This is a genomic window from Coleofasciculus sp. D1-CHI-01, from assembly GCF_040218875.1.
Lineage (GTDB): Bacteria > Cyanobacteriota > Cyanobacteriia > Cyanobacteriales > Coleofasciculaceae > Coleofasciculus.
Genome location: NZ_JAVJQP010000151.1, coordinates 1 through 26,658, shown reverse-complemented (window position 1 = coordinate 26,658; position 26,658 = coordinate 1). Strand labels below are relative to the sequence as shown.

Here is a 26,658-nt window from a genome sequence, read left to right as displayed (position 1 = left end):
TGGGCAATGGTTTCAAGCCTCTGTCGAGGGAAAATTTGGCGCTGGCGGAGGCACAAATTCCAGGGTTTTGACGGTTATGATGTAAAAACCTTGCACTTGTTGGGTAGGAAAATGGCTTAAAACCCTTATCTGGTCTAGCTTTCACACTCATGCAGCAAGCCCTAGTTAAACAAGGTGATATCTATTGGGTGGATTTAGGAGATCCGGTTGGCTCGGCTCCTGGCTTTCTCCATCCTCATGTGGTGATCCAAAATGATGCTTTTAACCAAAGCCAAATCAGAACCATTGTGGTTTGCGCCTTAACATCCAATCTGAAGCGAGCCTCTGCACCCGGAAATGTGCTTCTGGAACCAAAAGAAGCAAACCTACCGAAGCAAAGCGTGGTCAATATTTCCCAAGTCTTTACAGTTGACAGGAGCCAACTGGCTGAAAAAATTGGCACTCTGTCGCCCAGACGAGTTCGTCAGATTCTAGATGGTTTGCAATTGTTACTGGAGCCTTATGAATTTGATGAGTGGGAAGATTGATTTGCAAGCATTCTGAACTTACTTTATCTTTTAGACAGATTGTAGTTCGACAGTCAAGTAAGCGTAACTTTTGCATTTTGTCAATATAAATATACCTGGTAGGGGCGACCCGCTTGCATTAATTAACAATTGTAGTCCACTCAATTTGATCGGGTCGCCCTCTCCTCTCAGCTCAGATGTAAGCAAGTGTTTCAGGAAGGGAGAAACCGCGATCGCGAGGAGGCTCTCCTCTGCTCCTGGTGGTCTGTCAAGCATATCCAAATCGGGAAAGAATTAATCAAACTTCACATTTTACTCCATAAAAGTAAACTTACGTATCATTCCCTTGTCCTTTCAATCAAAGGTGCTAAAGTAGAACTATGAAGCAAATAAAGCTTCATCAGACAGATACAAAAGCAACGTTTAGATTCAAAAGAAGAGGTAAAAACGCTGGCTAAATCAATAAATCTGTCTCATCTAAAAACAACAGCAGCAAACCATTTGAACGCTGATATTTCCTAAGCTAGTCAATGGGGAGCAAGGCAACTGAAACTTGAATTCAGTGCAACTCCACAGAGAATCATCAAAAGAAGGAAATCACTCAGCTAGTAGAACTGAAATGCTGCTGTTGTTTTAGCATTAATTAGCCAAATAATAGGAGAGGGCGACCCGACCCAATTGAATGTATGGGAGTTTTTCATTGATGCCAGCGGGTCGCCCCTACAGATGGTTAATCCTGGATTTGTCACCAGAAATGTGATCGCCTTTGGCGCTGAGCTTCGCTCAATCGCACTTCGGGGAACCTCCAGCTAGATGAAACCCGCGCAGGCAGGTTTAGTTTGTGTAGCTGCGGTTTCTAACCGCCCCGTTCTATCATATCCGGTTCAACTCCTTAATGGGTTTGAGCCTTCAGCCGAATATTCATCTCCTGACTCACGGCAACTTCACGATTTTGTCGCACCGGAATCTCAATAATAAACTCTGTACCTTGTCCAGGAGTAGAGTGACATTGCAAAATTCCCTTATGCTTATCCACGACAATCTGATAACTAATCGAAAGCCCCAATCCTGTCCCCTTCCCAATCGGCTTAGTCGTAAAAAACGGATCAAATAACTTTAACTTCACATCATCCGTCATCCCTGATCCATTATCACTAATTCTCACCCGCACATAATCAGCCGATGGCGCTTCTGACTGAATCCGAATCATCGGCGAAAAATTTGTCTCATTCCGGGCGACAACTTCCTCTAACGCATCAATTGCATTACCCAGGAGATTCATAAACACTTGATTAAGCTGCGACGGATAGCACTTAACTAAGGGCAACTCCCCATACTCTTTGACTAATTCAATCTCTGGGTTGTGACCATTCCCTTTTAGCCGATTCCGCAATAATAGTAACGTACTCTCCATCCCCTCATGAATATCCATCGGTTGCATTTGGGCTTGATCCAAACGCGAGAAATTCCGCAAACTCAACACTAAATGACGAATCCGTTCCGCCCCAATCTCCATGGAACCCAGAGTTTTAGGCAAGTCTTTGAGGAGAAACTCTAATTCAATTGCTTGGGCATGATCTTGAATTTCAGGTGCGGGTTCAGGATAATACTCTTGATACAACCGCAGCATTTCTAATAAATCTTCGGTGTATTCTTTGGCATAGTGGAGATTACCGTAAATAAAACTGGTGGGATTATTAATTTCATGGGCTACCCCGGCGACTAATGTCCCTAATGTAGACATTTTTTCTGTCTGCACTAACTGCGCTTGATAGGCTTTTAAATCATGCAACGCTTGCTTCAGTTGTTCCGCTTGCGCGGTGGCTAACGCGGCGGTTGTGCGACTATGGGCATACAGTTCAGCTTGATCAATGGCACTCGATAGTTGATCAACTACCGAAACAATTAATTCAACCTCCTGTTCACTCCAGTAGCGACTCTCCTGATAATGTTCACAAACCACCACGCCAATTTTATTGCTGCGAGTATGTAGGGGTACAATGAGTAAGGCTTGCAGTCCATCATCCAGTAAGCGATCGCGACTCTTACTATCAAGCTGACTATCGTTAGCAATATCGTCAATCCGTAGCAACGATTGCTGCTGAATTATTGACGGGAAATCCGGCAAAAGTTCGTCTGCTGTATTCCATTGCACTCCCCCATTCTCACTCAACTCTCCTGCCACTTCCATGGGTTCAAAGCGAGGAGGACTACTGTTGGGATGATACCACAAAAACTGGCAGCGATCGATATGTAATAAACTACAAATTTCACTCACTGCCGTCTTCAAAATCTGTTCTAATTCCAAAGAACTGCGAATTTGACTCGACAAGCGACGCTTCAACAGTTTTTCTTGATCTTGTAACTCGCGAAATTGGGCTTCGGCTTGCAATAATTGGTCTTGAGTGCGTTGTAACTTTTCATTCGTCGTCACCAGTTGCGCCATCGCCGCTTCTAATTCACGGGACTTTTGTTCCAGTTGGCAGTTATATTGAATCGATTGGGACACCTCTGCCAGCATATCAATGACCACGGGTGAGATCTGATTACTTAACTTTTCAATTCCCAACCAAGGCTGAGGTTTAAGGCGTCCGACACTGGTAAAGACAATTTCAAATTGACCACCCTCCAAAATCTTACCAATCCGGCAATGTTTGCTGACATGGTTATTTGTCTCAATCCGAATCTTCCCTCCCGGCGCTGCAAACGTTTGCCCATACGCCGCTTCTCGCACTGATTCCACATAAAAGCTACCTGCTTTTTCTACGGCTTGTTTCCAGAGATAGACCTGGGTATACGCCGACTCAATCGGATCACTGGTCACCCGTTCTTGACCATAACGTGCCTGAAAATTCTGGACAAATTCGCGGTTTTTCGGGGTATTAATACTCTGAAAATAACTCCAACTGGCGTAATGACCCGCCGCGATCCTTCCGCCAATTCGCCGTAGTTCTTCTTCAGCGATACTCACCGCTAAGATAGGAATATCCGCTGCCGTGATTCCGGCTTCTTGATACTGTTGATAAAAAGCTAAATTACTGTCCCCATTCAGGGTATTAAAGACCACATCCGGTTTAGCTTCTTTAATTCTAGCGATCAAATCACCAAACTCGGTCATCCCTAAGGGAACATACTCTTCCCCGGCTAAACTCCCCCCTTGCTGTTTAAGCTGCGCCTTAATTAACTTGTTCGCAGTTCGGGGAAAAACATAATCAGATCCAATCAGATAAAAGCGTTTTCCCTTATGGTTCAACAACCAATCCACCGCTGGACCGACTTGTTGATTCGGACAAATCCCCGTATAAAAAATGTGGCGAGAACATTCGAGTCCTTCATATTCAACCGGATACCACATCAGGGCATTAAGTTCTTCTAAGATGGGTAAAACCGCCTTGCGACTTGCAGAAGTCCACCCGCCAAAGATTGTGGCAACCTGATCCTTTTCGATCAACTTTCTGGCTTTGATCGCAAACGTCGCCGATTCCGATGCGCCATCTTCGATCACGGGTTCTATCTGATGTCCTAAGACACCACCCCCTTGATTAATTTCCGCGATCGCCATCAGTTCCGCATCCTTTAATGAGGCTTCGCTAATCGCCATCGTGCCGCTTAAAGAATGTAAAATACCAACACGGATCGTCGTACCAGATCTGATCACTGACTGGTTGAATTCGCTCATTACTGATGTTCCCGAAATGTTATCCCGTTAAGTGCCTCTCTACTGTCCAATAATCCTTTAAACGTTGCTTTTTGTTGTTGACGTGATCAATTAATCATTCTATGACCATCTGGATTAATTATTCTGTTTAAGATTTCTCAATTCTTCCCTGTTTAATTAAAACCTGGGGAAGTGACAAAAGCAAACACCCTGAGCGCGAATCCCTGGTATTCAATGAAGCTGCATAAAGCAATGATAGGTCAAATGCACGATTGAGGCAAATGCTAAACATTTGACTATTGCTTTTCACAATGTCCCTTTGAATACTAACCTACTGTACTGATGGAGAATTGTATCGATTTTTACCTTTAATTAAATCGGTGACAATTCTAATTATTCGTTACCAAAACTTTACATTTTCCCCGTTCCCTGTTCCCCGTTCCCCGTTCCCTGTTCCCCGTTCCCCGTTCCCTGTTCCCTGTTCCCTGTTCCCTGTTCCCTGTAACTAATGCAAAACTTCCTCAATCTGGTGCTGACTCCACAAGTCTTGATAAAGCCCTGGACGTTGGATCAGTTCAGTGTGAGTCCCGATTTGCACAATCTTTCCAGCGTCCATGACAAAAATCCGATCAGCGGTAGCGGCGGCTGAGAGTTGGTGGGAGATGAAAATCACCGTTTTGCGGTTCACGCCTGTGGAAAGATTTGCCAAAATTTGGGTTGCTGTCTGATTATCCACACTAGAGAGGGCGTCATCTAAAATCAGAATCGGCGCATCCATCACTAAAGCCCTAGCTAAGGCGATTCGCTGACGCTGACCGCCAGACAGAGTAATTCCCCGTTCTCCCACCATTGTTTCATACTGTTGGGGAAAATTGAGAACTTCGGAGTGAATTTGGGCTTGTTTAGCCGCCTGTTCTATCTCCGGCTTTTCGCTTCCCGGTGCGCCGTAACCAATGTTATTTTTTAGGCGAGTACTAAATAAAAAGCTATCTTGGGGAACGTAGGCGATCGCGGATCTTAAATCGGGTAAGCGTATCTTCGTAACATCGGAGCTATCCAGAAATAACTGATTCGGGGCAATATCCAACAGGCGAGGCAAAACATTTGCCAGGGTTGATTTTCCTGAACCAATCGCACCGACAATTGCCACTGTTTCACCGGGATGAATATGAAAGTCAACGGCTTGCAGGGCGGGAGTTTTGGCATCAGGGAATGTATAGCTCAGGTTATCGGCTTTCAACTCCCCCTGAATCGGTTGTGGAAGCGCCATCGCATCGGGGGCATTTTTAATTTTAGGTTCAATAGTCAAAATTGACTCCACTCGGTCAATACTCACCTCACCCCGTTGATAGGTAGTAATCGTGAATCCGAGTAAGGCGGTGGGGAAAACTAAGCGTTCCGCATAAAGAATCAGGGCGACAAAATCTCCTATCGTAATCGCCCCCCTCGCGATCTCACCCGCTCCAAACCACATCAACAGGAGTAAGCTGATATAGGATAGGGCTTCAATCACCGGAAACAGGACATTCCGAGTGCTGGCTAATCCTAGATTTGCCGATAAAAGTCGTTGGTTCAAACCCCGGAAGGCACGCCGTTCATTGTCTTCCTGGGCGTAAATTTTAATCAGGGAGATACCACTCATATCTTCCTGAACCAATTCGCTGAGGTTAGAGAGTTCTTCCTGAACCGCCTGTTGTTGGGTACGCAGCTTATCACTAAACAGGCGCACTGTGATCAACATAACTGGATAAACCGCCAGCGCCAAGAACGTCAGCCGCCACTCAATCGACATCATCACAGGTAGCGTCAAGCCGTAGGCAAAGACAATATTGGCTAAACTCAACACCGCAAACCCGACAAGGCGGCGGATATTGTCCACATCACTCGTGGCGCGGTTAATCAAATCCCCGGCTGTATTCGTAGAGAAATAAGACGGTTCTAGGGTAAGCAGATGCTGAAAAATCTTTTGCTTGAGGTCAAATTCTACCTGACGCCCCACCCCAAAGATGAAAATACGTGACGCCATGCGAATCGCCCACATCAAGGATGCCAGGATAAAGATTAGCCCGACTAACCGTAACACCTGATCAAAGGCGAAGGCGATGCGGAGTTCCTCAATACTATCCCGAATCAAGAGGGGAATATAGACTCCCACAGCATTGACAATCAGTAGAGCCAGGATGCCTAATGATACCTGAGTGGTATGAGGGCGCAGATAGCCCAATAATTTTTGGATACGAGAATTAGCCATGTAACAAATCCTAACAATTTTTCGGCACCGACAATGGCTGATTTCTCGCGTTTAGGTTCCCAAAAAGGGGGAGATGGGGCAGCAGGGGGAGCAGTAGGGGTTTGGTCTCCAAACCCCTTTTCTTATGTAGGGGGAGATGGGGGAGATGAGGGAGATGGGGAAGATGAGGGAGATGGGAGACAAAATTTTTATAGCCCATTGCCTGTTCCCTGTTCCCTGTTCCCTGTTCCCTGTTATTCCTGACAAATGACAAATTACAAATGACAAATGACAAATCAAGAAACCACTTGATAATTAAAACTCAAGGTTGCCCAAGCATTCACATCTAATGCATATACATCAGAACCGATACCCAACTTATCTGGAGTAATGTTACTCGCCTGATGCAAGTCTTGTAGAATCGCCCGTGTGACTTCCAGGGGATTAAACAAATCACCAACTCGTTCTCCCTCTCCCTTGGGACGCATTGCTGCTTCTAATGCTGCGATCGCACCTTTGAACGGAGAAGGGCTGCAAATCAGTTGAATTTCCGCCACACCCACAGGACCGGGAATCATCCAATTAAAGGATGCCGAAGGTTGGGGCAGAATCAGAGTTTCCCCAGGTTTGATCGCACCACTAATCAACGGTGGATTTTGCTCTGACTCCAATCCTTCGGGGGAAGGGAGTTGTTGATAAAACGCGATCGCACCACCGCTACTTTCCAAACCCAACACCATGAAATACAAAGGGCGATCGCTATAATTTTCTACGCGATACTGCACCCGACTACCAATGGGTAACTTGGGCATTGTTGCTGATCCCACCGAGGGCGATGTCTTACTCGCATTGTTCTTCGTTTTATTGGTAGCGAACCTCCCAGACGTGCGCCAGGTTTCCCGTTGGATAATTGTCTTAGTTTCCGGGGCAATCATTTCCAGCGATGCCCGAATCCCCAGGCGCGATGACCCTTCATTCGCGGTCAACCGCAGCCATTTCATTGCCAATAAGGTTTTAAATTTGGGATTTAAGCGATTCACTGCTGATTTAACTGCCTCAGCCTCCTCGCCTAGACTATTAGGAATTGGGTTCCGGGCAAGGGAAAAGAGTCCATAGCCTCCTTTAAACTTCGGTTCTGACGTTTCTGTTGCCTGTTTTTTTCCTCTGCCAAACACATAATCTGTTGCTTGTTCCCCAGCAACTACAACGGATGACACTGAAGGAATACTCGCAAAGGCACTGGTTGCATCCACCCGTTCAATGCGTTCTAAGTGAGTATCCAGGGCAATCGTTAAACCCATATTTCGGGGTAAAACTCTAATCCGTTCGCGTACCCGTTGACCCACTTGCGGTTGCACTTTTTCCCCGCCATTGCCACTCAGTATACGTGCCTTGGCGGTTAACCCGTCTTTGGATCGCAGTTGGAGTTGAACCGATTTAGGGACAGGTTGGGCGGGGTTATCCGTAGCTGAGGAATTTTCGGGCGGCGACGACGATAAACTCAGCGATTCCCCATCGAGCAACTCTAGAACCGAATTGGGACTATAGTACTCCAGCACAGGTGCCGGTAATCCCGCTAACCATAGCTGTGCCACTTTGCCATTCTCTTCAATCCCCCTGACAACTCCATCTGCCCCCAAGGGAGGATTGGGGGATAAGTAATAGGCAAGCAAGGAATTTTGGCTCTTTTGACCCGTTAACTGAGGCTGTTGATCATTACCCGCGAATTGATTAATCATCCCAGTGGTGCGACTGACGCTAATCTGAACACTGGTTGCAGCAGTGGCTTGCCAAAGATGCTGAGTCAGAGCATAGGTGAATAAACCCGCGCTAAAGCCATTCCACTGCGCCTCGGTTGCGGGTTGAGACGAACCCGCCGCCGTTAACACCAATCCTGGCATTTGCATGGATTTATCCCAGGATTTCCAGGGTTTGGATGAGGCTTTGATCCGCGACACCAGTTGTTCTTGAAACGCCAGTTCGTCGGGATTAGGCGCTAGGGCGGGTTGGCGGGGAGAAGAGCGGACTTTTAGACTGCCTTTGAGGATATTCACCGCTTGCGTATGACTGGTATCAAGGACTGTTGTCACCTGATCCGTGGCTAGCGATCGCAACAGCAATGCCAAGGTTTCTGCTAAAAAATCATTAGCAGCAGGTTCGCCTTTTGTGGGTAAAATCCCATCAACGGGTACAAAACTGTTTTGCCAGCGCACCGCCGAGGCTACGGTTTCATCTTGCTGAGGCATCTGCACTTGGCTACCGTAACCACTAAAGTGGAAGACAACCACATCACCCGCCTCGGCTTGCTTGGTCAAATGTTCAATAAACGTGGTTTCAATCGTCTCGCGAGTGGCTTGGCTATTCGTCAGCGTCACGATATCGTTCGCCTGGAACCCAAACCGATGAATTAACAGTTCTCGTTGCAACTCTACATCCGTTACGCACCCCGCCAACGCTGTCGTGCGCGGATACTCATTGATCCCCACCAGAAGTGCCAACTTACGTCCACCGGGTTGTGCCAGCACCTGAAAATAACGCTCCAACAAAGGCACGGCTAAACTTTTATCACCAAGGAGTGATAGTACCGTTTCACTGACTCCCAGTGCCGCTAGACCCCAGCCAGCTTTTTGCAGGAAAGTCCGCCGATTCAGTCCCATATTAGCCATCTACGCTGTTAATCTCAGCTATCAGCCTACCAGGAATAGGTTAGCGTGTTGTTATAAAGTTTTGAGTGTTGAAGTGTGTAGGGGCGGGTTTTACCGATAACGCTTAGGAGAAAACCCTAATTTCACTAAACCCGCCCCGGCTAAGAGTTGAGTTTACTACCCCATCTCCCCCATCTCCCCCATCTCCCCCATCTCCCCCATCTCCCCCATCTCCCCCATCTCCCCCATCTCCCCCATCTCCCTCATCTCCCCCATCTCCCCCATCTCCCCCATCTCCCCCATCTCCCCCATCTCCCTTATCTCCCCCATCTCCCTCATCTCCCCCATCTCCCCCATCTCCCCCATCTCCCTCATCTCCCTCATCTCCCTCCGCCCCTCCGCTCATACCTGTGGCGTCTTTCCCGACGACTGCTCCGAGTTGAGATTCAGAAAGAGGCGAATGCAGTGAGCCACTTTTTTGTAGTCCCAGAATGGATCAGCATCGGGAGTGATAGCAAGATGTTTACCCGAATTCAAAACCAGAGCCACTCGCTCTATCTGGCGATCTTTGGCATCTCTAATCGTTTCTATCGTCACATCAACAATCTCGGCAAGAGGGAGTTCTATGGTTGTACCCCTGAGCAAACCCCGTTGCTTGAGCATCATGCGATCGCGCACTTTATCAAAGCTCAAGGTAACGACTTTCCCTTTACGCACCGCCACGAACAATCCCACCCCAATCAATAAACTGCCAAACAGATAACTAAACCAGCGATCGTCTTGCTGCACGTTCAGGGATACCTGGTCTTGATTCATAATAAAGGTATTAATTTGGGAAGCAATCGATTCTTGCTGATTACTATCGGAACTATAATCCGACGTTACGGGAATTGCTCCGCTCCCCGTTATGAGGACAACCCGATAAGTATCATCACTCTCATTCCTGGGATTGATCTCAATGCTGGCATCTCGTAAACTCTCTAAAGGAATAGTTCTCACCTCAGCTCCGACTAACCGGGAGTTGACCAATTCACAACTGCCCGTTTGTCCAGTTCGCTGACAGGTTAGGGCTGACCCGCCTTGAAAGGCAATTACCCCTAGCCCAACGGCGGCGAGAATACTACTCAAAAGCCACAGCAACAGAGGTCGATGGCGGATGGTCAGCTTGATGCGATTGTATTCTACGATATCCATTCGTTTTTTGCCTTTACCCTGAATTAGCCAATGAGCCGACTAATTTTTCTTTAGATAATGTCTAGGATATCTTGACTACAGATATTTTAAGTTAAAACAAAATAAATCTTAATTGTTTACTTGTTCCCAAAAACAGAGAACAAGTCAGCATTATTTTTTGTTTTTATTTATGCTTCATATGCTTCATGATCAATAAATAGTATAATTATTAATTAATAAATGACCAATGAAAAATTGCCCTTGTGTCAGAATAAGGTAACGTCTTGGATTTACGGTAATGGCTTGGACAACGGGACAGACGTTACAAAATGGCAAGTACACGATACAACAGGAATTAGGACGAGGACGTTGTGCGATTACCTATCGGGTTCAGGATGATACCGGAAAGGATTTTGTCGTCAAAACCCTCAATCAAGATATTCTCAGTCAACTTCCGGATGCAGAACGAACCAGTATCGAGTCAAAGTTTTGTGATGAGGCGCTGAAGCTCGAACGCTGCAAACACCCTCATATTGTCCGAGTTTACTGCACGTTTAAAGAGGAGTCACTGTTTTGTATTTTGATGGAGTATATCGCCGGAATTAAACTCTCTGACTTGACGCTACCCATACCCCAAAAGGAAGCCTTGGTTTATATCCAGCAGGTGGGTGAAGCGTTAATTGAGGTGCATCAACAGGGATTGCTGCATCGGGATGTGAAGCCAGAGAATATTATGGTACGCGCCGGAAAGCAGCAGGCGGTGCTGATTGATTTTGATTTAGCGGGGGAATTTAATAATCCGTTAACTTCTCGTTGGAAAGATAAGCAATTTGCCCCAGTGGAGTTAAGTTCAACGAACCGAGAACGGGGGGCGTATACGGATGTTTATTCGTTAGCTGCAACATTGTATGTTTTACTCACGGGGAAATTTCCCGCAACGGCGTTAGATCGTTTGGATGATATTGCTGAGTTAGTTGAACCGAAGACGCTGAAGTCTGATATTTCTGAGCGGGTGAATCAGGCGATTGTCCAGGGTATGAAATTGGAATATGGCGATCGCCCGCAAACAATGGAGGAGTGGTTAGAGTTATTGGGAATCAGGCGGGGGATAAGGGTTCCTGGATTTCCGCAAACCAAGGCGGAATGGGTGAAAGTGGGAAAAGTAGTGGGGGGAATTCTGGGAATAGCCGCCGCGATCGCAGGTATTATATCGATGACGGTTGATATTGGGGTTTGGTCTCCGGATTCTTCTTCTCCCTCACCAGAGGAAACCAAATGAAGGTAAGCCAGCCCTCACTCCCAGCCCCTCTCTATCCCCCCTAGCCCTCCTTTGAAAGGGGAGAATAAAGGGGAGAGGGGAGAAAGAATGGAGCTAGAGAGATTAAAATTCTATAATAATTATTGATTTTAATAACAATTACTTGAAAAAAGCACCAATTCGATTAAACTAAAACTCTTAAACATTATTTGTCTGTAAAATTGGTAACCGATGACATCAATCCCGTCGAAAATTCCCGAATTTGAAATTGTCCCCATCGAAGAATTTAGCAAAGAGAAAGCCGTTTGGGGGTACTACGTCAATAGTACTGCACCAATTAATGCTGAAGATCTGGTTCAAAAAGTTAATCAGAAGGAAAATCCCTTAACCCAACAGCGACTCCGAGAAATTGCTGACTATCTCGTCAATAGTGAGAATCCGCAAATCGTGATCTCGGTTCATGGTTATGGGACTCGACGCTCTGAGGCGCAAAAACGATACCGGAAAATTTATAAGTATGTTACAGAGAATTGCGAACCGGAAAAACCGAAAGAGACTGTTTTTATTGGATATCGTTGGCCCGCAGAGAACCCAACGCAAGATGACCCCCAACCCCCTAGTAATAAACCGACGACTATTGGTGACAAGTTAAACTATGCCTTCCAGTCACTGCCAACACTTCTAACCATTGTCTTAAGCTTTGGGCTAATTCTGGGAGTTATTACGGCTTTTTTAATCATTGCCAGACCTTTTTTATTGGGTCATACAACAGCTCAATTCATTACCTTGGCTTTAATTGCCATCGTTTCATTCTTTGGCACTAAAGCTGTTTTGCAGAAAACCGATTTACATGATTTACTGCCTCGGTTACCAATTTACATCTTATTGGGTGGATTACTCATCGGTGGGCTGGGAATTTTCCTGCCTTTGCAACTCAATGGGCTAGTTAATGGGTTATTCGTAATTCTGTTAATCCTATTTATCCTCTCAGTGGGAATAATTCTGGCGTTACTAGCACTCAGGTTATCGACGTATCTACGCGATCGCAACCGGGCGATGAACTATGGGGTTGTGGATTTAGTGGAATTAATCCGGCAGATTGACCAAGCGGTTATCGAACGCCGACAAAGTGAAGATACCCGCATTAAGTTGAATTTTTTGGGTCACAGTATGGGCTGTTTTGTGGTTACAAATGTGGTGCGAATTCTTTCCGATGTCTTCGATACAGAATCTATTAACAAACAACCCTCTAACTATATTGGTCGCGTTTTTAGTTTGGGTCGATTAATTCTGGTAGCTCCCGATATCTCCATTGACTCGATTATGCCTGTTCGTTCAAACTTCTTGCGATCGGCGTTACGTCGTTGCGAAGAAGCATATTTGTTTAGTAATGAAGGCGATTTAGCCCTGCGACTGGCATCAACGGCAGTGAATTATATCAGTTTTCCCGCCAGAACTCGTTTTCGCGGTTACCGATTGGGAAATTTAACAGTGCAACGATTTGCGGATGAATATGACTATCGCAATCAACGTCTGACTGAGAAGGATTACGGAATTGTGAACAATAAAAATGGTCAAATTGAATCGCCGTATTGTTGTCTAGAAATTCGGGCGTCTAATCGGGAACATCAACAACTCGATGAACTGGTTCCAGTGGGTCAGGTTGACAAGGAAATTGTGAAGGGTTCTGATGTCTCAACTATCGATTTACAGAACGTGCGAGTGGCTGATCGATTCACCTATTTTGATTGCACGGATTATTGTGATTTTACTGACTCAGAACCGAATAAACAAACTGGTGTAGTTAGCCAGTCTTTGAAAAAATCGGCATTAGTGGTGTTTGATTACTTGCGGTTGAGTATCGCTTATTTTGTTAAAGGGGAAATTAATACCCATGGCGGTTTCTTTTATGGCAAGTTGAGTCAGCAACTTATGTATGAGCTGGCTTTTCTCGGCTTTCAAGGCTTGTTGGATAACTTAAAACCTGGGAAGAAGCGAGATGAGCAAATCCAGGAGTTATCTCAACAGTGTTGCGAGAAGTATATTCAGGTGGTTATTGCTCCTGAACGGGTTTCTTGAGAATAGGATATCTCTATTTCAGAAATTAGTTTCTTCATTGCTGTTACTGTACTTCATAACATTGGGAATTGCTGTATTTACTCAAGCTTTGTGATTGGTGGGTTACGGCGGATATCAAATTTAAGGTTGGCTTTTGAGATGGTATGACCGCCTAACCCACCCTACTGAGACTTATTTTTTTAGGTTTTGGCACAATTGTAGGGGCGGGTTTAGGGACTAAGGTCAGCTATTGTTGAAATAACGGAACAACAAAACCCGCCCTCCTCACTGTTCCCTGTTCCCCGTTCCCTGTTGCCTAATTGACATTACAACGCCTCATCCAATGCTTCAGCTTCTTCCTCAGAACCCGATAAAGGAACTAACGCCACCGCTGCGATCGCGTCATCCTTATCTAAGCGCTGGACTCGTATCCCTGTCGCCATTCGGGATTGGGGGGAAATGGCATCCAAGGCTTGGCGAATGATAATTCCTCGCATGGTTACCATCATCAACTCATCCCCTTCATTCACCACTCGCAACGCGGCGAGTTTATCTTTTTTATGGCGGAACTTAATCGCCACTAATCCCATTCCGGCGCGATTTTGCAGCCGGAATTGAGACACTGGCACTCGCTTACCTAAACCGCCTGTGGTAACCACCAAAACCCAAGGTCCTTGACCGGCGGTTTCGTGAACTTCTTCCCCATTCACTTCATCGCTGGTATCGTCTTCCGTTTCTGTCTCTGTCTCTTCACTGTTAGCTGTAGCAATCAGCCTCTCGACAACTTGAGCCGGGAGAATATCCATACTGATCAACTCATCCTTAGAGCGCAGTTTCATCGCCTTCACCCCCCGTGTCGCCCGACCTAGGGGACGCAGTTGATCGTGATCGGCTTTAAAATGAATAGCCATGCCCTGACTGGTACCCACGATAATACTATCTTCGGCTCGGCATAGACGCACCCAGCGCAGTTGATCGCCTTCACCCAGAGAAATGGCAATTAAACCATTTGCCCGGATATTACTAAAGGCATCCAACGCCGTTTTTTTGATATACCCTTTACGAGTTAACATCACCAAATAGACATCATCGGTGAACTCGGAAACGGGGACAACCGAGGTGATTTTTTCATCGTGGGGAATGGGCAGCATCTGCACGATGGGAACCCCTCTGGCGGTGCGAGATACGGCGGGGATTTGGTAGGCGCGTAGGGAATAAACGACACCGCGATCGCTAAAAAATAGTAGGCTGTCGTGATCACAGCAGGAGAGGAAATGCTCAACCCCGTCATCTTCCTTCATCCGGGCAGCCGCTTTACCCCGTGTTGCCCGGGCTTGGGCAGCAAAGGAGTGAATCGGCATCCGTTTGATATACCCTTGTTCGGTGACTAAAATCACCGCTTTTTCATTGGCGATTAAGTCAATATCATCCAGTTCCCCTTCCACCTCTTGAATCACCGTGCGGCGCGGTGTGTCGTGGGTGGTTTTAATCTGGATGGCTTCGGTTTCAATAATTTCCAGAATCCGCTGTCGATTCGCCAGAATATCTTGCAGATCGGCAATGCGAACTTGTAACTCTTCGTGTTCCGCTTGAATTTTCTGGGCTTCTAATGCCGTCAACCGTCGCAGTTGCATTTGCAAAATGGCATCGGCTTGGGCTTCGGAGAGTCCAAATTGCTCGATTAATTGACTCTTGGCGGTGGCGGTATCATTAGCAGCGCGAATGACAGCAATTACCGCGTCTAAGTTATCTAGGGCAATGAGTAACCCTTGCAGTAGATGATCCCGTTCCTCAGCTTTGCGGAGTTCGTATTGGGTGCGTCGGGTAATTGTTTCAATGCGGAACTCTAGGAAGACTTCGAGGAACTGCTTGATTGTCAACAGTTGGGGTTCATTCCCAACTAATGCCAACATGTTGGCACCAAAATTGCTTTGCAGGGGGGTTTGCTTATAAAGATTATTGAGAACCACACGGGGATAGGCATCCCGCTTCAGTTCAATCACCACCCGCATTCCCCGGCGATCGCTTTCATCCCGAATATCGGAAATGCCTTCAATGCGCTTATCATTCACCATTTCGGCAATTTTTTCAATTAATGCCGCCTTATTGGTTTGGTAGGGCAATTCGGTGACAATAATCGCCTCTTTATCCGGGCGTCCCCGGTGTTCTATGGTTTCAACTTGCGCCACACCCCGCATGGTGATGGAACCGCGCCCGGTGGTGTAGGCGTCTTTGATGCCGGATCTGCCCAGGATTTGACCACCCGTGGGAAAGTCTGGGGCGGGAATATACCGCATCAATTCTTTTTCGGTGATTTCTGGGTTATGGATGAGGGCGACTAAGCCATCCACCAATTCCCCCAGATTATGGGGCGGGATATTGGTTGCCATACCAACGGCAATACCCGATGATCCATTCAGGAGTATCTGGGGAACCCGGGCGGGGAGAACGATCGGTTCTTGTTGTGATCCATCGAAGTTATCCAGAAAATCGACCGTTTCCGACTCAATATCCCGGAGTAGGGAGTCTGTGGCTAAGGATTGCAAGCGGCATTCTGTGTAACGCATTGCCGCAGGTGGGTCATTATCCACCGAGCCAAAGTTACCATGTCCGTTAATTAGGGGCGATCGCATGGAGAAATCCTGTGCCATGCGAACTAAGGCATCATACACCGCTGTATCGCCGTGGGGGTGATATTTCCCTAAGACTTCACCCACAACACGGGCGCATTTACGGAAGGGGCGATCGGGCGTGAGTCCCAGTTCATGCATCGCATAGAGAATCCGCCGATGTACTGGCTTGAGTCCATCCCTCGCATCGGGTAGCGCCCGACCCACGATGACGCTCATGGCATATTCTAGGTATGACCTAGACATTTCGCTGCGAAGATTTGTCGGGACAATCCGCTCTTGGGAGGTACTCATAGAACGAAAAACTCCATAAAAATTCAGGATTTAGGCAAAAAAAGCGCAAAAAGTGAGCTAAACCGCCATGTTTAACCCAAATAGTTGCTAAAATGTGCTACTTTCTTTTAATATTTTAACACAACTTTACCCGGACTCGGAGTTAGGGAAAGCCTTATTGGGATAAGGGATAGGCGTGTTTTTCGGGAGGTGCGATCGCGTAGAGTCCAAATGAGCAGTTACTCACTACTGACTTATGAGCGGTTTTGAGATAGTTTAGAGTTACGTTACCGAGTGCCGTATAGCGTACAGGGGGAACCCGTACACAAGCCAGCCCGACAGAAACAGGCAAATCTTGCCCACCAGGAATCGGGTTAAAGGTAACGGCTGATTGATAGTAGGCGATCGGTTAGGCTTTCCGCCTTGCTAAACGCCCTGTAATTACCCGAAACAAGGAAACAGGAACCATGGAAGTAGCCATTGCAATAATCGCATTTTGCATCATTGCGACTCTGGTAATGCCGGGGCTGCTGTCTCGGAATCTGACAATTGCGTTGCTTGGCTTTGCTGTCTTATATTTAGTCAGACCGAATCTACTGACCACAGAGCAAGCTCTGGCGATTATTGTTTTCGGTATTCTTTTTATGTTGGTTATCCCTGATCTGGGGAAAAAATAGTGAGTATTATCAACCGGATGGGTAGGGGCGCACGTCCGTGCGCCCCTAAAGCTTTTCTCGATCAGTCAACAATCTTTTATTATTATTTTTTTAGTGAGCATCATTCCTTGATAATACCATAAGGGCTGGCTTATGGGCTTTCTAATCCGGCGCATTATTTGGTTAGATAAAGTGCCAACTAAGACTTACTGAACAAGGCAGGGAGTGGCTAGATTACAATGTTTACTATAGCAATCCTAAATAGGATGCAACAAGCGAAATCTTCTTATTAAGCGCTCAATATACTCCAATTGACTTACCTGTGATGAAGTATGGCGCGATCACTCAAAGTTAACCCCCGACGTATTAATTTTGTCAAGTCAGCTTTGCTACATAAAGGGTTTGCACGTCAGACAGATCTTGCTGAAAGATTGCAACTATCTCTGTCTACCGTAAGTAATTTTCTGAATGGCAAACCTGTTGCCTACGTGATTTTTTACGAAATTTGTCATGCGTTAGAGGTGGATTTGGAAGAAATTGTAGATTGGGGTAAGTATAGTGGCTTAAATTATATTCTCCACCTCTCTGACTTACAGTTTGGCACGACTGACAATGCCCGCATCTGGTATGCTCAGTTAGCTGAAGATTTACGCTACGAGCTAAACTGTTCTCGTCTGGATGCACTTATACTTTCCGGTGATATTGCCAGCCAATCTACTCCTGATGAGTATGCTGCTGCCCAATTATTTATCAGTCGTTTATGTCAGGAATTCCAGCTTGAGCCACAACAGATTGTCATCGTTCCTGGTAATCACGATCTGAACTGGGAACTGGCAGAATCAGCTTACATACGAACCAACCGAGAAGATTATCAGGGAGAACTTAGAGAAGGCTGTTATCTAGAAGAAAGTGAGAGTGTTATTAAAGTTAGAGATGAAGCTATATATAAACAGAGATTTGCTCATTTCAGCCGATTCTATCAGGAAATAACGGGTAATACTTACCCCTTAGAGTATGACCAACAATATATTTTACAGCATCTACCGGAACAAAATCTGCTGATTTTTGGGCTAAATTCAGCTTGGCAAATCGATCATTATTATCCGTCTCGTTCCAGTATTCATCCTGAAGTTATCAGTAATGTATTAAGCCAAATTCGCCGTAGTTCAGCTTATGAAAATTGTCTCAAGATTGCTGTTTGGCATCATCCACTCAATAATGGCTCTGAGAATTGTATAAAAGAACACGGGTTTATGGAACGCTTGGCTGCTGCTGGCTTTCGCCTTTGTCTTCACGGTGGCATTCATCGGGCGGAGAGTAGTTCCTACCACTATCATTACCGTACTGGTGAACAGTTAATTAATATTATTGGTGCTGGAAAGTTTGGTGTCTTAACTCAAGAGCGGAGTTCGGGTTATCCTTGGCAGTATAACTTACTCAAGATAGAAGACAGCCAATTAACTGTTGAAACTCGCAGACGAGATGATCTTAATGGCACTTGGCAACCGGATGCTCGATGGTTTAAAGGCTCTAAAATTGAGCCTATGTCACGTTATCTCATTAATCTAGATGAAGCGAATTTAGATCATCATGAACTTGACGTTGAACAGGGTAAGGCATACGCTGAATCTGGGCATTATGAAGAGGCGATCGCTTGTTATAAATCAGCCTTACAGTTTTATACTCGTGAAGCATTTCCTCAAGAATGGGCAGAAATTCAACAGTCTCTGGGACAAGTCTACACCGAACGTATTCAGGGAGATAAGGCAGAAAATGTAGGCGATGCGATCGCCTGTTTTCAAGCCGCCTTAGAAATTTATACCCGTGAGGCGTTTCCTGAACAATGGGCGATGACTCAAAATTGTCTTGGAGAAGCCTATAGTAATAGAATTCCGGGAGCAAATATAGAGAATGTAGAACGTGCGATCGCATCCTATGAAGCAGCGCTACAAGTCTACACCCGGGAGTCATCTCCTCAACAGTGGGTAAAAACCCATAATAACTTGGGTGATGCCTATATGAGACGATTGTGGGGCGATTCGACTGAAAACACAAAACGGGCAATTAGAAGTTATGAACAGGCGTTAGTCGTTGCACGAGAACTTAGGAATCGCTCTGAGGAAGCGCACTCTCTGGAGAAGTTAGGTCATGGGTTGTACCATTTCCTCAAAGAATACCAACGGGCAAAAGACTACTATCAGCAGTTTTTAGAACTGAGTGAAGAAATTGGCGATCGCGTAGGTATTGGCAATGCTCTGAATTGTTTGGGCAATGTTTATTCGTCTCTAGAAGAATTTCAACAAGCCATAGAATACTATCAGCAATCTTTGGCGATATTTGAGGAAATCGATGATCGTTCTGGCATTTCCGATTCTCTGTATAATTTGAGCCGTGCTTACGATTCCCTAGGCGAATCCCAACGGGCGAAAGACTATGAGCAGCTGTATTTGGCGATCAGTGATGGAATTGGCGATCGCGATGGGGAAACACTAGCACAACTTCAGAATAATTCTGATGAAAGGGTGCGTCGATTAACGAGACAACTCCTGATTAATCATCGACACCAATCGCAACCTATCAGCCGTGATGAGACACTTGCACGTATCGAGTTGGTTCGGAAAAATATTCTGGTTTTAAAAGTAGATGCGATTGTCATCCCTACCAGTCCAAGTCTAAATAATGGGCTTATTGGTAAACAACTTTTGGAAAGATTGGGATCTGGGTTGTACAAAAGATTACAGAACCAGCCTAGACCATCATTAGGTGAAGTTCTTGTAACTTCTGCTAGTCCTCTGTCGGCTGGCTACTTATTCTATACTCCAATAAGTAAAGATGTATCTCCTACAGCTACAACTGTCTTTCAGAGTATTACTGCTGCCTTAACTCAGGCTGAAAGAATAAATGATGTCAGGACAATAGCGTTTCCTTCTGTCGGCACTGGTGCTGCGGGGTTAAATCCAGCTAGTTTAGCTCCCGAAATATTGAAGATTGTCACGAATTACCTACAGCGTGAAAGTCACCTAGAGAAGGTTATTTTTGCTTTTGTAGACGAACCTGCATACCATGCTTATGTCAGTGCTTACCAGACTCTCGTTCAGGACAGCAACTTAGTCTATTGCATCTCATTAACTCGATCCCCAGAAGTAACGTCAGTTGGCGGGGACATAGAAGTTTCAATCTCTCTAAAGTCAGTTGGTAAAGTTGATGAAAAGGATTATATGTTTCAACTTCCCCAAAGTGAAGCTATCGGAAGCGAATTGAACATATTACTCAATGCTCCAGGTTTTCAATTCAATGGTGATCACACAGCTAGCTTACCCTTAGATCCAGATGCTAACGGAGAAACCATTACGAGACAGTTAACTCAAACTGCAACATTTTGCCTGACGGCACTCCGTTCTGGCACAGCTACTATCAATGTTGAACTCTACCGGGGAGATACCTTTGAGACAACCTTAGAAACTCAAGTACAAATCGCCGAATTTGATACAACTAGCTTCACTCCTAAGCGCATTACCACCCAACCTCGTCCCGTCCCCCAACCTGACTTTATCCTCCGCATCCAAACCGCTGGGAATGACACGAATTCAGCCTGTCAATTCCAGTATCAACTCAGAAGCTTCCGGATACCATCACTCTTTCCTGGCGAAATTAATTATCACTCAGAATTCCTTTCCAGTCGTTGGCTAGAACAGATGCGGGGATTGTTAGGAACGACACTAGAAACGATATCAGATGCTCTCCCCGAAGACGGGCGATCGCGTCTCAAATCCCTGGGTCAATATCTCTTCACTCACCTACTCCCCAGGGAACTCCAAAATGACCTCCACACCGTTACTCAGCTCAATCGCACCTTTACTCTCCTCATCCTAGCTGACCAAGATTCCGCCCTCCCTTGGGAACTGTTGCACGATGGTGAACGGTTTTTGAGCGATCGCTTTGTTATCGGACGCTGGTTTTGGGAGTTGAACCAGACTAGACCTCATGAGTTTCCAGTGGGTGCGATTCATGTTGCTCACTATAATACCGTTGAACAACCAGAACTGTGGACTGACCTGTTAGAACCCCCTGGCGCACCTCCGGCTTTACCCTTACCCGACGGTGTACTTAGCCATCTCGACTCAACCACAGCTATGCGGGGTCTCCATTTCATCCGCTACAGCTTATCAGACGCCACTAACCGCCAAAATGCCCCTGTCAGGTTGGATAATGGGAATCAAGCTGAGGATATCGATCGCCAGATTCGTCCCGCTAAACTGAACTTGCGTCGCCATCGACCTTTGGTTAGTTTAGGTTCTGTGAGACAAGACCAATCTGAATTAACGTAGTCGCGAAAGTCCTCACCTTCAGCGATAGCAAGGTGAGGATGGACAGCGGGAAATCGGAGGTACGGAGATTTCCAAATTGTCCTAACCGCCAAACTTTTGTAGTACAATGAGAATAGCTCACCTAGGTCTACATGGTAAAGCATGGGAAGACAGATGGTTGGGTTAGGTGTGATAGAGATGTAGTCCTTGCGCGTTAATGAACTCGACCACCGTTCGCTTTTAGCGTTCAGAAAAGAATAGCGCAAGATGCCTATTGGCATTATTCGGTTAGAACACTAACCACAAACCGCGAAAACCAAGCGGACTAACAAAATATTACTGTCTGCGGAAGGCGGACGGCTGCCTGTGGATGCTGAGTAAGACCAATAGAGGGCAACCTCTGGAGGCATCGGCGGATGAAGCGGGAAATCTCAAAGACGAATAAAACCGTCCTTGCCTAGTTGAGTTGGAAGCCCCAACTTCAGCGAAGCAAGTTGGGGTACTTCACTCCCTTTAGAACAGACTTGGGCGTCCGCCTTTATCCACGCCGGATGTAGCGCCTTTACAGGTTCCCTCTGGGCGGTTAATCCAGCCGTGGAAGCAGCTTTTATTAGCAGCTTCTATCATCGTCTTTGGACAGGTGATTCCTTAGGAGAAGCCTTTCAAGCCAGCCGTCACCTGGCGCGTGCGGTGGTTCCCGATTCCCTGGATTGGTTCAGTTATGTTCTTTTTGGTGATCCCATGGCGCGTCCCTATCGTCCAGTGAAAGGGAAAGGTTATGCTGTGGTTGAACCCATTGGTCGAGACATTGATGAACCGTTACCGCCAAATGTCCCGGTTCGCTTCCGTCTCAGCCTGCGCCGCACCCCTCCAGTATGGCACGAGGAGCGAGTTATCGAAGTGGCTGAAACCCTTACTTTTGACAATTTACCGGATCAATTGGGTCTAAAGCCTCGTCCTTCTAGGACGACTTTATGCTAAAATCAGTTTAGAGGAAAGGGTATTAAACCTCTGTAAAAACCCAGAGCCGAAAGGCATCGCACCTTGAAAACTAAGTTGAGCGGGTTCTGCACAGGAATGCTTGTGCAGGTAAAAAACTTAAGCACCAAGTACCAGAAAACACATTATTCTTGTTTTCAGTAGTACGGTAGGGCATACCGGAACTAGCTTTTGTAATGGAGCAAAACGCTTCTTCCAGAGATGCTCCTCTGGTATGAAATAGGTAACTATTTCATGGTAAGAGCGCTCGATGAAAGAAGAATCCTCACGCCTTTAGGCTGAGGAGTGTCAAAAGCTCATGTTAAAACCTTCGGGTTACAGGTGACTCCCGATTCTCCCATTACGATGAATTTGGCTCCCACAGGAAATTATTTAGGGTGGTTTACGTTAGTTGCTCCTCCAGAAATGGTGGGAAAATCGGCTTTAGTGCAGGTTTTCTTAATGGATGGAATCTTACCTATTCACAGCCTGATGTTCTCGCTGACAATTGCAGCCGAGGGAGGTGATTAGCGGTGGGAGGAATTAGCAGTTCGATTCCAACACAAACGAAGTTTTTTCCCTTAGAGATTCTGATTAATGAGAATACCTATCGAATTAGTATTAGCGATTTTGACCGAACTGCACCGGATACAGTGCTGCTGAATTTTACTAAAAATGTATTACAGACGTTTAAGGAAATTGAACGGACGATTAATAAAACCAAGCAGTTACAGCTAATGCCAGCAGAAAGAGACCACTATTTAATTAAATTAGCCAAATGGGGACGACGGGCTTACCAAGAATTTTTCAATGAAGATGCTCAACAAGCAACTGTTCAGTATTCTAAATTAATGCCGTTTGCGCCTATCTTTGTCTCCAAGCTGATTCCTTTCCCTTGGGAAGTTCTCTACGAAGGGGAGTAGAAAAAAGGGGATGCGGAACAGTTTTGGGGCTTCCGCTACCCCATTGCGCGTAACCTGGCTCCTGGTAAACTTTCTCCCCAAGAGCAAGTGTTACCCTTAGATATGCTGTTTTGCTTACATCACCGACTCCAGCAAGCTCATCGCCAAGAACGACCAGAAATCGAAAAAGTCGTGAGAACGCTGGGGAAATTCTATTTACTGCAATTAACCAAAGAACTGCAAAAATTAGACGATGGTGAAGCGTTAGTCACCCACCTCTACCAAACTCAGCACAATATCCTTCATTTTGCCTGCCATTGTCGCCCCTGTATGCAGTATGAGGATGAGGTGGATGCTTTATTGATCTCCCTGATTGAAGATGAAAACAAGGCGAAAGAAATAGAACTGGAAACCTATAATTTTAGCGATGTGAGTGGTAGTTTTCAGTGTCAGCCCTTAATTTTTCTCAATGCTTGTCAATCAGCCGGGGGGGTTGATGACTTGAGGAAGACATTCAACCTACCAGAGAAATTCATTCAGCATGGTGCGGCGGCTGTGATTGCGACGGCTTGTCCAGTTCCTGATTTATTTGCAGCAGCTTTTGCTAAAGTCTTCTATAACTTCTTCATCGGCGAAAAAATGATGATTGGTGAGGCATTGTATCAAACTCGGCGCTATTTTTTAGAAGAGTACAATAACCCCTTGGGGCTTGCCTACGGACTCTACAGTTCTCCCTATTATCGAATCGCCCAAGCACCTGCTAGAACATTGATGACCAATTAACTCTGTATACTGCAATCCTTCCGGGTTTTCTAGTACAATGTAAAACCGTTGTAGAGCGAGCGTCTCGCTCGCTATTGTGTATTCGTTGGTCTCACTCGCTATTGTGTATTCGTTGAGTGCCGCTTGGTATTATGATTGATGCGGTAATCATGCTATTGCTTATAGAAGGCTGATGGCAAAACTCTACTATCGAGGCATGGCAGAGGAAAACGGTAAACCCAAAGTGGGACGTAGCGCTCGGTTGTTGGGAGTCAGACCTGGCATTGATATTGATGTCGAACAAATGCCTAGAAATTGGTTGGATGAACAGGGATTCCTGCGACCAGAAGCAGAACACAATTCTTGGTTAGGTGAACCTGTAGCTGTAGCCATCAGAAATACAAAAGGAATGTCTGTATCCCTTTCAATTGAAAGTTTGCCAGCATTCCGCAAACCTGCAACATTTGGAGGAACAGGAAAAGACCCCCTTTGGCAAATTGACGATCGCAAAATTACTCAAGATCTCGAAGCCGTCCAAGATAGTGCCACCCACGTTAGCATTCTGCCAAAAGCTACAATGTTGTTGGAGAAGTACGAAGCAGCACTGGCGAGTACCCAGAATGATTGGGAGAAATTAACGGGCTAAGACAGTCAATAGGAGAACAGCAATGGCATGGATATTTAGCTTATCGGCTGAATGTGGGGCGCAACAAGCTGTCGCCGAGCAATTTTCCCATCATTTTGACCAAGTGTCCTGGGTTCTCTCAAATGGTAGCCAGTCTCAATGTCGTGTGGGAATTTTTCAAGATATTGAGGAGAACTGGTGGTGTCGAGTTTCTCCAAGTTGTATCAGTGAGGTTGGCATTGATACACCGGAAAGTGCTTATCTGATGACAGAACTCGGTATTCTGTTGTATCAGCGTTTACAGTCGGCTCCAACGTTTCGGTATGCCTTAGTGGGTGTGGAAGTGGATGAGTTTAGAACTTACACTGAATTAGTTGAATCCTCTTCTACTTTGGCGTTTCCAGGACTGGTTTTAGCCATAGCACTATCCGAAGCGATGGAATTGTCTCCAGAGTTTCGACCGTTCAGTCCGGGATATATCTGGAAACCCTATGAGGGTGAAGTTTATAAGCCGCTGATAGCATCGTCAGAGTTGAAGAGCAAGCTAAACGAATTGTTGATGGTGGGTTGAAACCAGAGGTGTTTGAGCCTAACACAACATCCTTCACAATTATGGAATTGCCCAAGTTTCTGCCTCCATCGGGAGCGCCTGATGACAACCATTACTCAAACTGATGTCGATACCGTACTCAGGGAATTACAACACCTGCGCCAACAAATTGCGATCGCACGGGAAACCATTGCACCATTGGAAGCCAATCTAGCAGCCGTATACGATGAATTCCAGGCGGTAGTCGGTGGGTTGCGCCGCCAGTCGATGCGCCTGCAAACGGAAATTGCTACCCTTCGCACTCAAATTGACCGTTTCACTCACGACCTCGATGATTCCAAGGAGTCGGATGAAGGTAATGATCAATTATTTTATGTCCAAGCGGAAGAAACCATAGATTCTGCCTCAGTAGACCCAGAAGCGGTTGAGAAAGATATGCTACTAGAGCATCTGTTCCGTGTCTTAGACCCAATGGTGAACGATGAGGATGGGGAGTTACTGGCGAATCTCCAGGGATTATGCAGTGATCCCACGGCGAGTCTAGCGGATGTGTTGGAAGAGTTACCGTGGGGGTTCGTCTGGACAAAGCGCAGTGTCGAGGAGAATTTAGCCAACCAGCACCGCCGTCTGAGGATTTGGGAACAAGCACTGAGGCGACAGTTGGAGACCTTAAACCGCGCGACTGAACGTTTGCAAAAAGACCAACGTTATGGATTATGGCAACAGCGTGAAAAAGGACAAGATGACTGGCGCAGATTTCTGAATCAATGTATTGAACAGCAGCAAGACCAAAATTACGAATCACAAGCAGAATTAGAGAGTCTCCGAGAAGAGTGGGGGCGAATCACTAGCACGAGTAACTGATGAACAGCCAAGACTATCGACTGGACTTACCTGTGCCAATCGGCGGTGAGGATTTACCCATCCCCGTCGCAGATGCGGGACCCCAGGAGGAAAAGGTAGGCGATAAGGCTCATTTAGAATGGTTTAATTGGGCGAGTCAGCGGCATATTCGAGATTTAACTCTAGACGCCGTTCAGGAGGAGTTGTGGCTGGCGACGGGAGGTGGGGTGCTGCGTTGGCGGTTGCAGGAAAATCGCTTTACCCGCTACGCCAGCGAACATGGTTTACCGGGTAATTCAGTCGTGGCGGTAGCCGTAGATGGATTGGGGTTAACTAACAGTCCGTAAATATCTAGACAATCATTGACATAACTAGACATATTTTATGATATAATACAGTAATGTCTAGTTTAACTCCCCAAGAAGCAGCTACTCTACTAGGTGTGACGGTCAAAACGTTGCATCGATGGGAACTCAACGGCAAAATACGAGCTTCTCGGACGGCTGGTGGTCATCGTCGATACGATATTGCTGACTTAATTGGTAATAAATCGGGTAACGCATTAACCGTTGGCGTAGCTGCGAGTATCTAGTCATGACCAAAA

General features: G+C 46.1%; 21 protein-coding genes and 1 pseudogene. 15 read left to right on the top strand and 7 right to left on the bottom strand.

Annotated elements, in window-relative coordinates; translation table 11 throughout:
• Window positions 1-149 precede the first annotated feature (149 nt).
• The gene (locus tag RIB93_RS26545; RefSeq protein ID WP_446377310.1) at window positions 150-527 is read left to right on the top strand and encodes a type II toxin-antitoxin system PemK/MazF family toxin; all 378 of its coding nucleotides are present in this window, start codon (window positions 150-152) and stop codon (window positions 525-527) included.
• A gap of 871 nt (window positions 528-1,398) precedes the next feature.
• On the opposite strand, the gene urtA is transcribed toward RIB93_RS26545, so the two are convergent.
• Both urtA and RIB93_RS26535 read right to left on the bottom strand, forming a co-directional pair.
• Window positions 1,399-4,185 carry an urea ABC transporter substrate-binding protein gene (gene urtA, locus RIB93_RS26540; RefSeq protein ID WP_446377308.1) on the bottom strand — a complete coding sequence of 929 codons (2,787 nt, stop codon included), beginning with the start codon at window positions 4,183-4,185 and terminating at the stop codon, window positions 1,399-1,401.
• A gap of 484 nt (window positions 4,186-4,669) precedes the next feature.
• On the bottom strand, window positions 4,670-6,415 hold the full coding sequence (locus RIB93_RS26535) for an ABC transporter ATP-binding protein (protein WP_446377306.1): 1,746 nt from the start codon (window positions 6,413-6,415) through the stop codon (window positions 4,670-4,672).
• Window positions 6,416-6,448: 33 nt separating this feature from the next.
• Here RIB93_RS26535 and RIB93_RS26530 point away from each other — a divergent pair, with 33 nt between their 5' ends.
• Window positions 6,449-6,658 carry a hypothetical protein gene (locus RIB93_RS26530; RefSeq protein WP_446377304.1) on the top strand — a complete coding sequence of 70 codons (210 nt, stop codon included), beginning with the start codon at window positions 6,449-6,451 and terminating at the stop codon, window positions 6,656-6,658.
• 32 nt (window positions 6,659-6,690) lie between these two features.
• On the opposite strand, the gene RIB93_RS26525 is transcribed toward RIB93_RS26530, so the two are convergent.
• The 3 genes from RIB93_RS26525 to RIB93_RS26515 all read right to left on the bottom strand — a co-directional run bounded on the left by RIB93_RS26525 (window position 6,691) and on the right by RIB93_RS26515 (window position 10,233).
• Window positions 6,691-9,060 carry a caspase family protein gene (locus tag RIB93_RS26525; protein ID WP_446377302.1) on the bottom strand — a complete coding sequence of 790 codons (2,370 nt, stop codon included), beginning with the start codon at window positions 9,058-9,060 and terminating at the stop codon, window positions 6,691-6,693.
• A gap of 103 nt (window positions 9,061-9,163) precedes the next feature.
• On the bottom strand, window positions 9,164-9,445 hold the full coding sequence (locus RIB93_RS26520; protein ID WP_446377300.1) for a hypothetical protein: 282 nt from the start codon (window positions 9,443-9,445) through the stop codon (window positions 9,164-9,166).
• The gene (locus tag RIB93_RS26515) at window positions 9,442-10,233 is read right to left on the bottom strand and encodes a hypothetical protein (protein WP_446377298.1); all 792 of its coding nucleotides are present in this window, start codon (window positions 10,231-10,233) and stop codon (window positions 9,442-9,444) included. Before RIB93_RS26515 ends, RIB93_RS26520 begins: the two co-directional genes overlap by 4 nt.
• A 277-nt stretch (window positions 10,234-10,510) precedes the next feature.
• Between RIB93_RS26515 and RIB93_RS26510 the strand changes: the two genes are divergently transcribed.
• Together RIB93_RS26510 and RIB93_RS26505 are read left to right on the top strand one after the other, a co-directional pair.
• On the top strand, window positions 10,511-11,491 hold the full coding sequence (locus RIB93_RS26510; protein WP_446377296.1) for a serine/threonine protein kinase: 981 nt from the start codon (window positions 10,511-10,513) through the stop codon (window positions 11,489-11,491).
• Between the two features lie 210 nt (window positions 11,492-11,701).
• Window positions 11,702-13,549: an alpha/beta hydrolase gene (locus RIB93_RS26505; protein WP_446377294.1), complete on the top strand. Its 1,848-nt coding sequence runs from the start codon at window positions 11,702-11,704 to the stop codon at window positions 13,547-13,549.
• 305 nt (window positions 13,550-13,854) lie between these two features.
• On the opposite strand, the gene gyrA is transcribed toward RIB93_RS26505, so the two are convergent.
• Both gyrA and RIB93_RS26495 read right to left on the bottom strand, forming a co-directional pair.
• Window positions 13,855-16,452: a DNA gyrase subunit A gene (gene gyrA / locus RIB93_RS26500; protein WP_446377292.1), complete on the bottom strand. Its 2,598-nt coding sequence runs from the start codon at window positions 16,450-16,452 to the stop codon at window positions 13,855-13,857.
• Between the two features lie 154 nt (window positions 16,453-16,606).
• The gene (locus RIB93_RS26495; RefSeq protein WP_446377290.1) at window positions 16,607-16,783 is read right to left on the bottom strand and encodes a hypothetical protein; all 177 of its coding nucleotides are present in this window, start codon (window positions 16,781-16,783) and stop codon (window positions 16,607-16,609) included.
• 115 nt (window positions 16,784-16,898) lie between these two features.
• Between RIB93_RS26495 and RIB93_RS26490 the strand changes: the two genes are divergently transcribed.
• The 11 genes and pseudogenes from RIB93_RS26490 to RIB93_RS26440 form a co-directional block, all read left to right on the top strand.
• Complete coding sequence (locus RIB93_RS26490) at window positions 16,899-17,108, top strand: hypothetical protein (protein WP_044206585.1); 210 nt, start codon at window positions 16,899-16,901, stop codon at window positions 17,106-17,108.
• Between the two features lie 311 nt (window positions 17,109-17,419).
• Window positions 17,420-21,415, top strand: coding sequence for a tetratricopeptide repeat protein (locus RIB93_RS26485; protein WP_446377288.1), 3,996 nt, complete (start codon window positions 17,420-17,422; stop codon window positions 21,413-21,415).
• A gap of 573 nt (window positions 21,416-21,988) precedes the next feature.
• Window positions 21,989-22,375 carry a hypothetical protein gene (locus tag RIB93_RS26480; protein WP_446377286.1) on the top strand — a complete coding sequence of 129 codons (387 nt, stop codon included), beginning with the start codon at window positions 21,989-21,991 and terminating at the stop codon, window positions 22,373-22,375.
• Between the two features lie 303 nt (window positions 22,376-22,678).
• Complete coding sequence (locus RIB93_RS26475; RefSeq protein ID WP_446377284.1) at window positions 22,679-22,903, top strand: hypothetical protein; 225 nt, start codon at window positions 22,679-22,681, stop codon at window positions 22,901-22,903.
• A gap of 2 nt (window positions 22,904-22,905) precedes the next feature.
• Complete coding sequence (locus RIB93_RS26470; RefSeq protein ID WP_446377282.1) at window positions 22,906-23,295, top strand: hypothetical protein; 390 nt, start codon at window positions 22,906-22,908, stop codon at window positions 23,293-23,295.
• An 87-nt stretch (window positions 23,296-23,382) separates the two neighbouring features.
• Complete coding sequence (locus tag RIB93_RS26465; protein WP_446377280.1) at window positions 23,383-24,057, top strand: CHAT domain-containing protein; 675 nt, start codon at window positions 23,383-23,385, stop codon at window positions 24,055-24,057.
• A 172-nt stretch (window positions 24,058-24,229) separates the two neighbouring features.
• Window positions 24,230-24,682, top strand: a complete 453-nt coding sequence (locus RIB93_RS26460) for a Tse2 family ADP-ribosyltransferase toxin (protein ID WP_446377278.1) — start codon at window positions 24,230-24,232, stop codon at window positions 24,680-24,682.
• Window positions 24,683-24,704: 22 nt separating this feature from the next.
• Complete coding sequence (locus RIB93_RS26455) at window positions 24,705-25,232, top strand: hypothetical protein (protein WP_446377276.1); 528 nt, start codon at window positions 24,705-24,707, stop codon at window positions 25,230-25,232.
• 81 nt (window positions 25,233-25,313) lie between these two features.
• Window positions 25,314-26,075 carry a hypothetical protein gene (locus tag RIB93_RS26450; RefSeq protein WP_446377274.1) on the top strand — a complete coding sequence of 254 codons (762 nt, stop codon included), beginning with the start codon at window positions 25,314-25,316 and terminating at the stop codon, window positions 26,073-26,075.
• Window positions 26,075-26,401 carry a hypothetical protein gene (locus RIB93_RS26445; protein WP_446377272.1) on the top strand — a complete coding sequence of 109 codons (327 nt, stop codon included), beginning with the start codon at window positions 26,075-26,077 and terminating at the stop codon, window positions 26,399-26,401. Before RIB93_RS26450 ends, RIB93_RS26445 begins: the two co-directional genes overlap by 1 nt.
• A gap of 53 nt (window positions 26,402-26,454) precedes the next feature.
• Window positions 26,455-26,658 (top strand): annotated as a pseudogene (locus RIB93_RS26440) (IS607 family transposase); the annotation flags it as partial.

What these genes read in the sequence shown, in the direction of transcription:
- RIB93_RS26545 (WP_446377310.1), top strand. Translation starts at nt 150, where the DNA reads ATGCAGCAAGCCCTAGTTAAACAAGGTGATATCTATTGGGTGGATTTA.
- urtA (WP_446377308.1), bottom strand. Translation starts at nt 4,185, where the DNA reads ATGAGCGAATTCAACCAGTCAGTGATCAGATCTGGTACGACGATCCGT.
- RIB93_RS26535 (WP_446377306.1), bottom strand. Translation starts at nt 6,415, where the DNA reads ATGGCTAATTCTCGTATCCAAAAATTATTGGGCTATCTGCGCCCTCAT.
- RIB93_RS26530 (WP_446377304.1), top strand. Translation starts at nt 6,449, where the DNA reads ATGGCTGATTTCTCGCGTTTAGGTTCCCAAAAAGGGGGAGATGGGGCA.
- RIB93_RS26525 (WP_446377302.1), bottom strand. Translation starts at nt 9,060, where the DNA reads ATGGCTAATATGGGACTGAATCGGCGGACTTTCCTGCAAAAAGCTGGC.
- RIB93_RS26520 (WP_446377300.1), bottom strand. Translation starts at nt 9,445, where the DNA reads ATGAGCGGAGGGGCGGAGGGAGATGAGGGAGATGAGGGAGATGGGGGA.
- RIB93_RS26515 (WP_446377298.1), bottom strand. Translation starts at nt 10,233, where the DNA reads ATGGATATCGTAGAATACAATCGCATCAAGCTGACCATCCGCCATCGA.
- RIB93_RS26510 (WP_446377296.1), top strand. Translation starts at nt 10,511, where the DNA reads ATGGCTTGGACAACGGGACAGACGTTACAAAATGGCAAGTACACGATA.
- RIB93_RS26505 (WP_446377294.1), top strand. Translation starts at nt 11,702, where the DNA reads ATGACATCAATCCCGTCGAAAATTCCCGAATTTGAAATTGTCCCCATC.
- gyrA (WP_446377292.1), bottom strand. Translation starts at nt 16,452, where the DNA reads ATGAGTACCTCCCAAGAGCGGATTGTCCCGACAAATCTTCGCAGCGAA.
- RIB93_RS26490 (WP_044206585.1), top strand. Translation starts at nt 16,899, where the DNA reads ATGGAAGTAGCCATTGCAATAATCGCATTTTGCATCATTGCGACTCTG.
- RIB93_RS26485 (WP_446377288.1), top strand. Translation starts at nt 17,420, where the DNA reads ATGGCGCGATCACTCAAAGTTAACCCCCGACGTATTAATTTTGTCAAG.
- RIB93_RS26460 (WP_446377278.1), top strand. Translation starts at nt 24,230, where the DNA reads ATGGCAAAACTCTACTATCGAGGCATGGCAGAGGAAAACGGTAAACCC.
- RIB93_RS26455 (WP_446377276.1), top strand. Translation starts at nt 24,705, where the DNA reads ATGGCATGGATATTTAGCTTATCGGCTGAATGTGGGGCGCAACAAGCT.
- RIB93_RS26450 (WP_446377274.1), top strand. Translation starts at nt 25,314, where the DNA reads ATGACAACCATTACTCAAACTGATGTCGATACCGTACTCAGGGAATTA.
- RIB93_RS26445 (WP_446377272.1), top strand. Translation starts at nt 26,075, where the DNA reads ATGAACAGCCAAGACTATCGACTGGACTTACCTGTGCCAATCGGCGGT.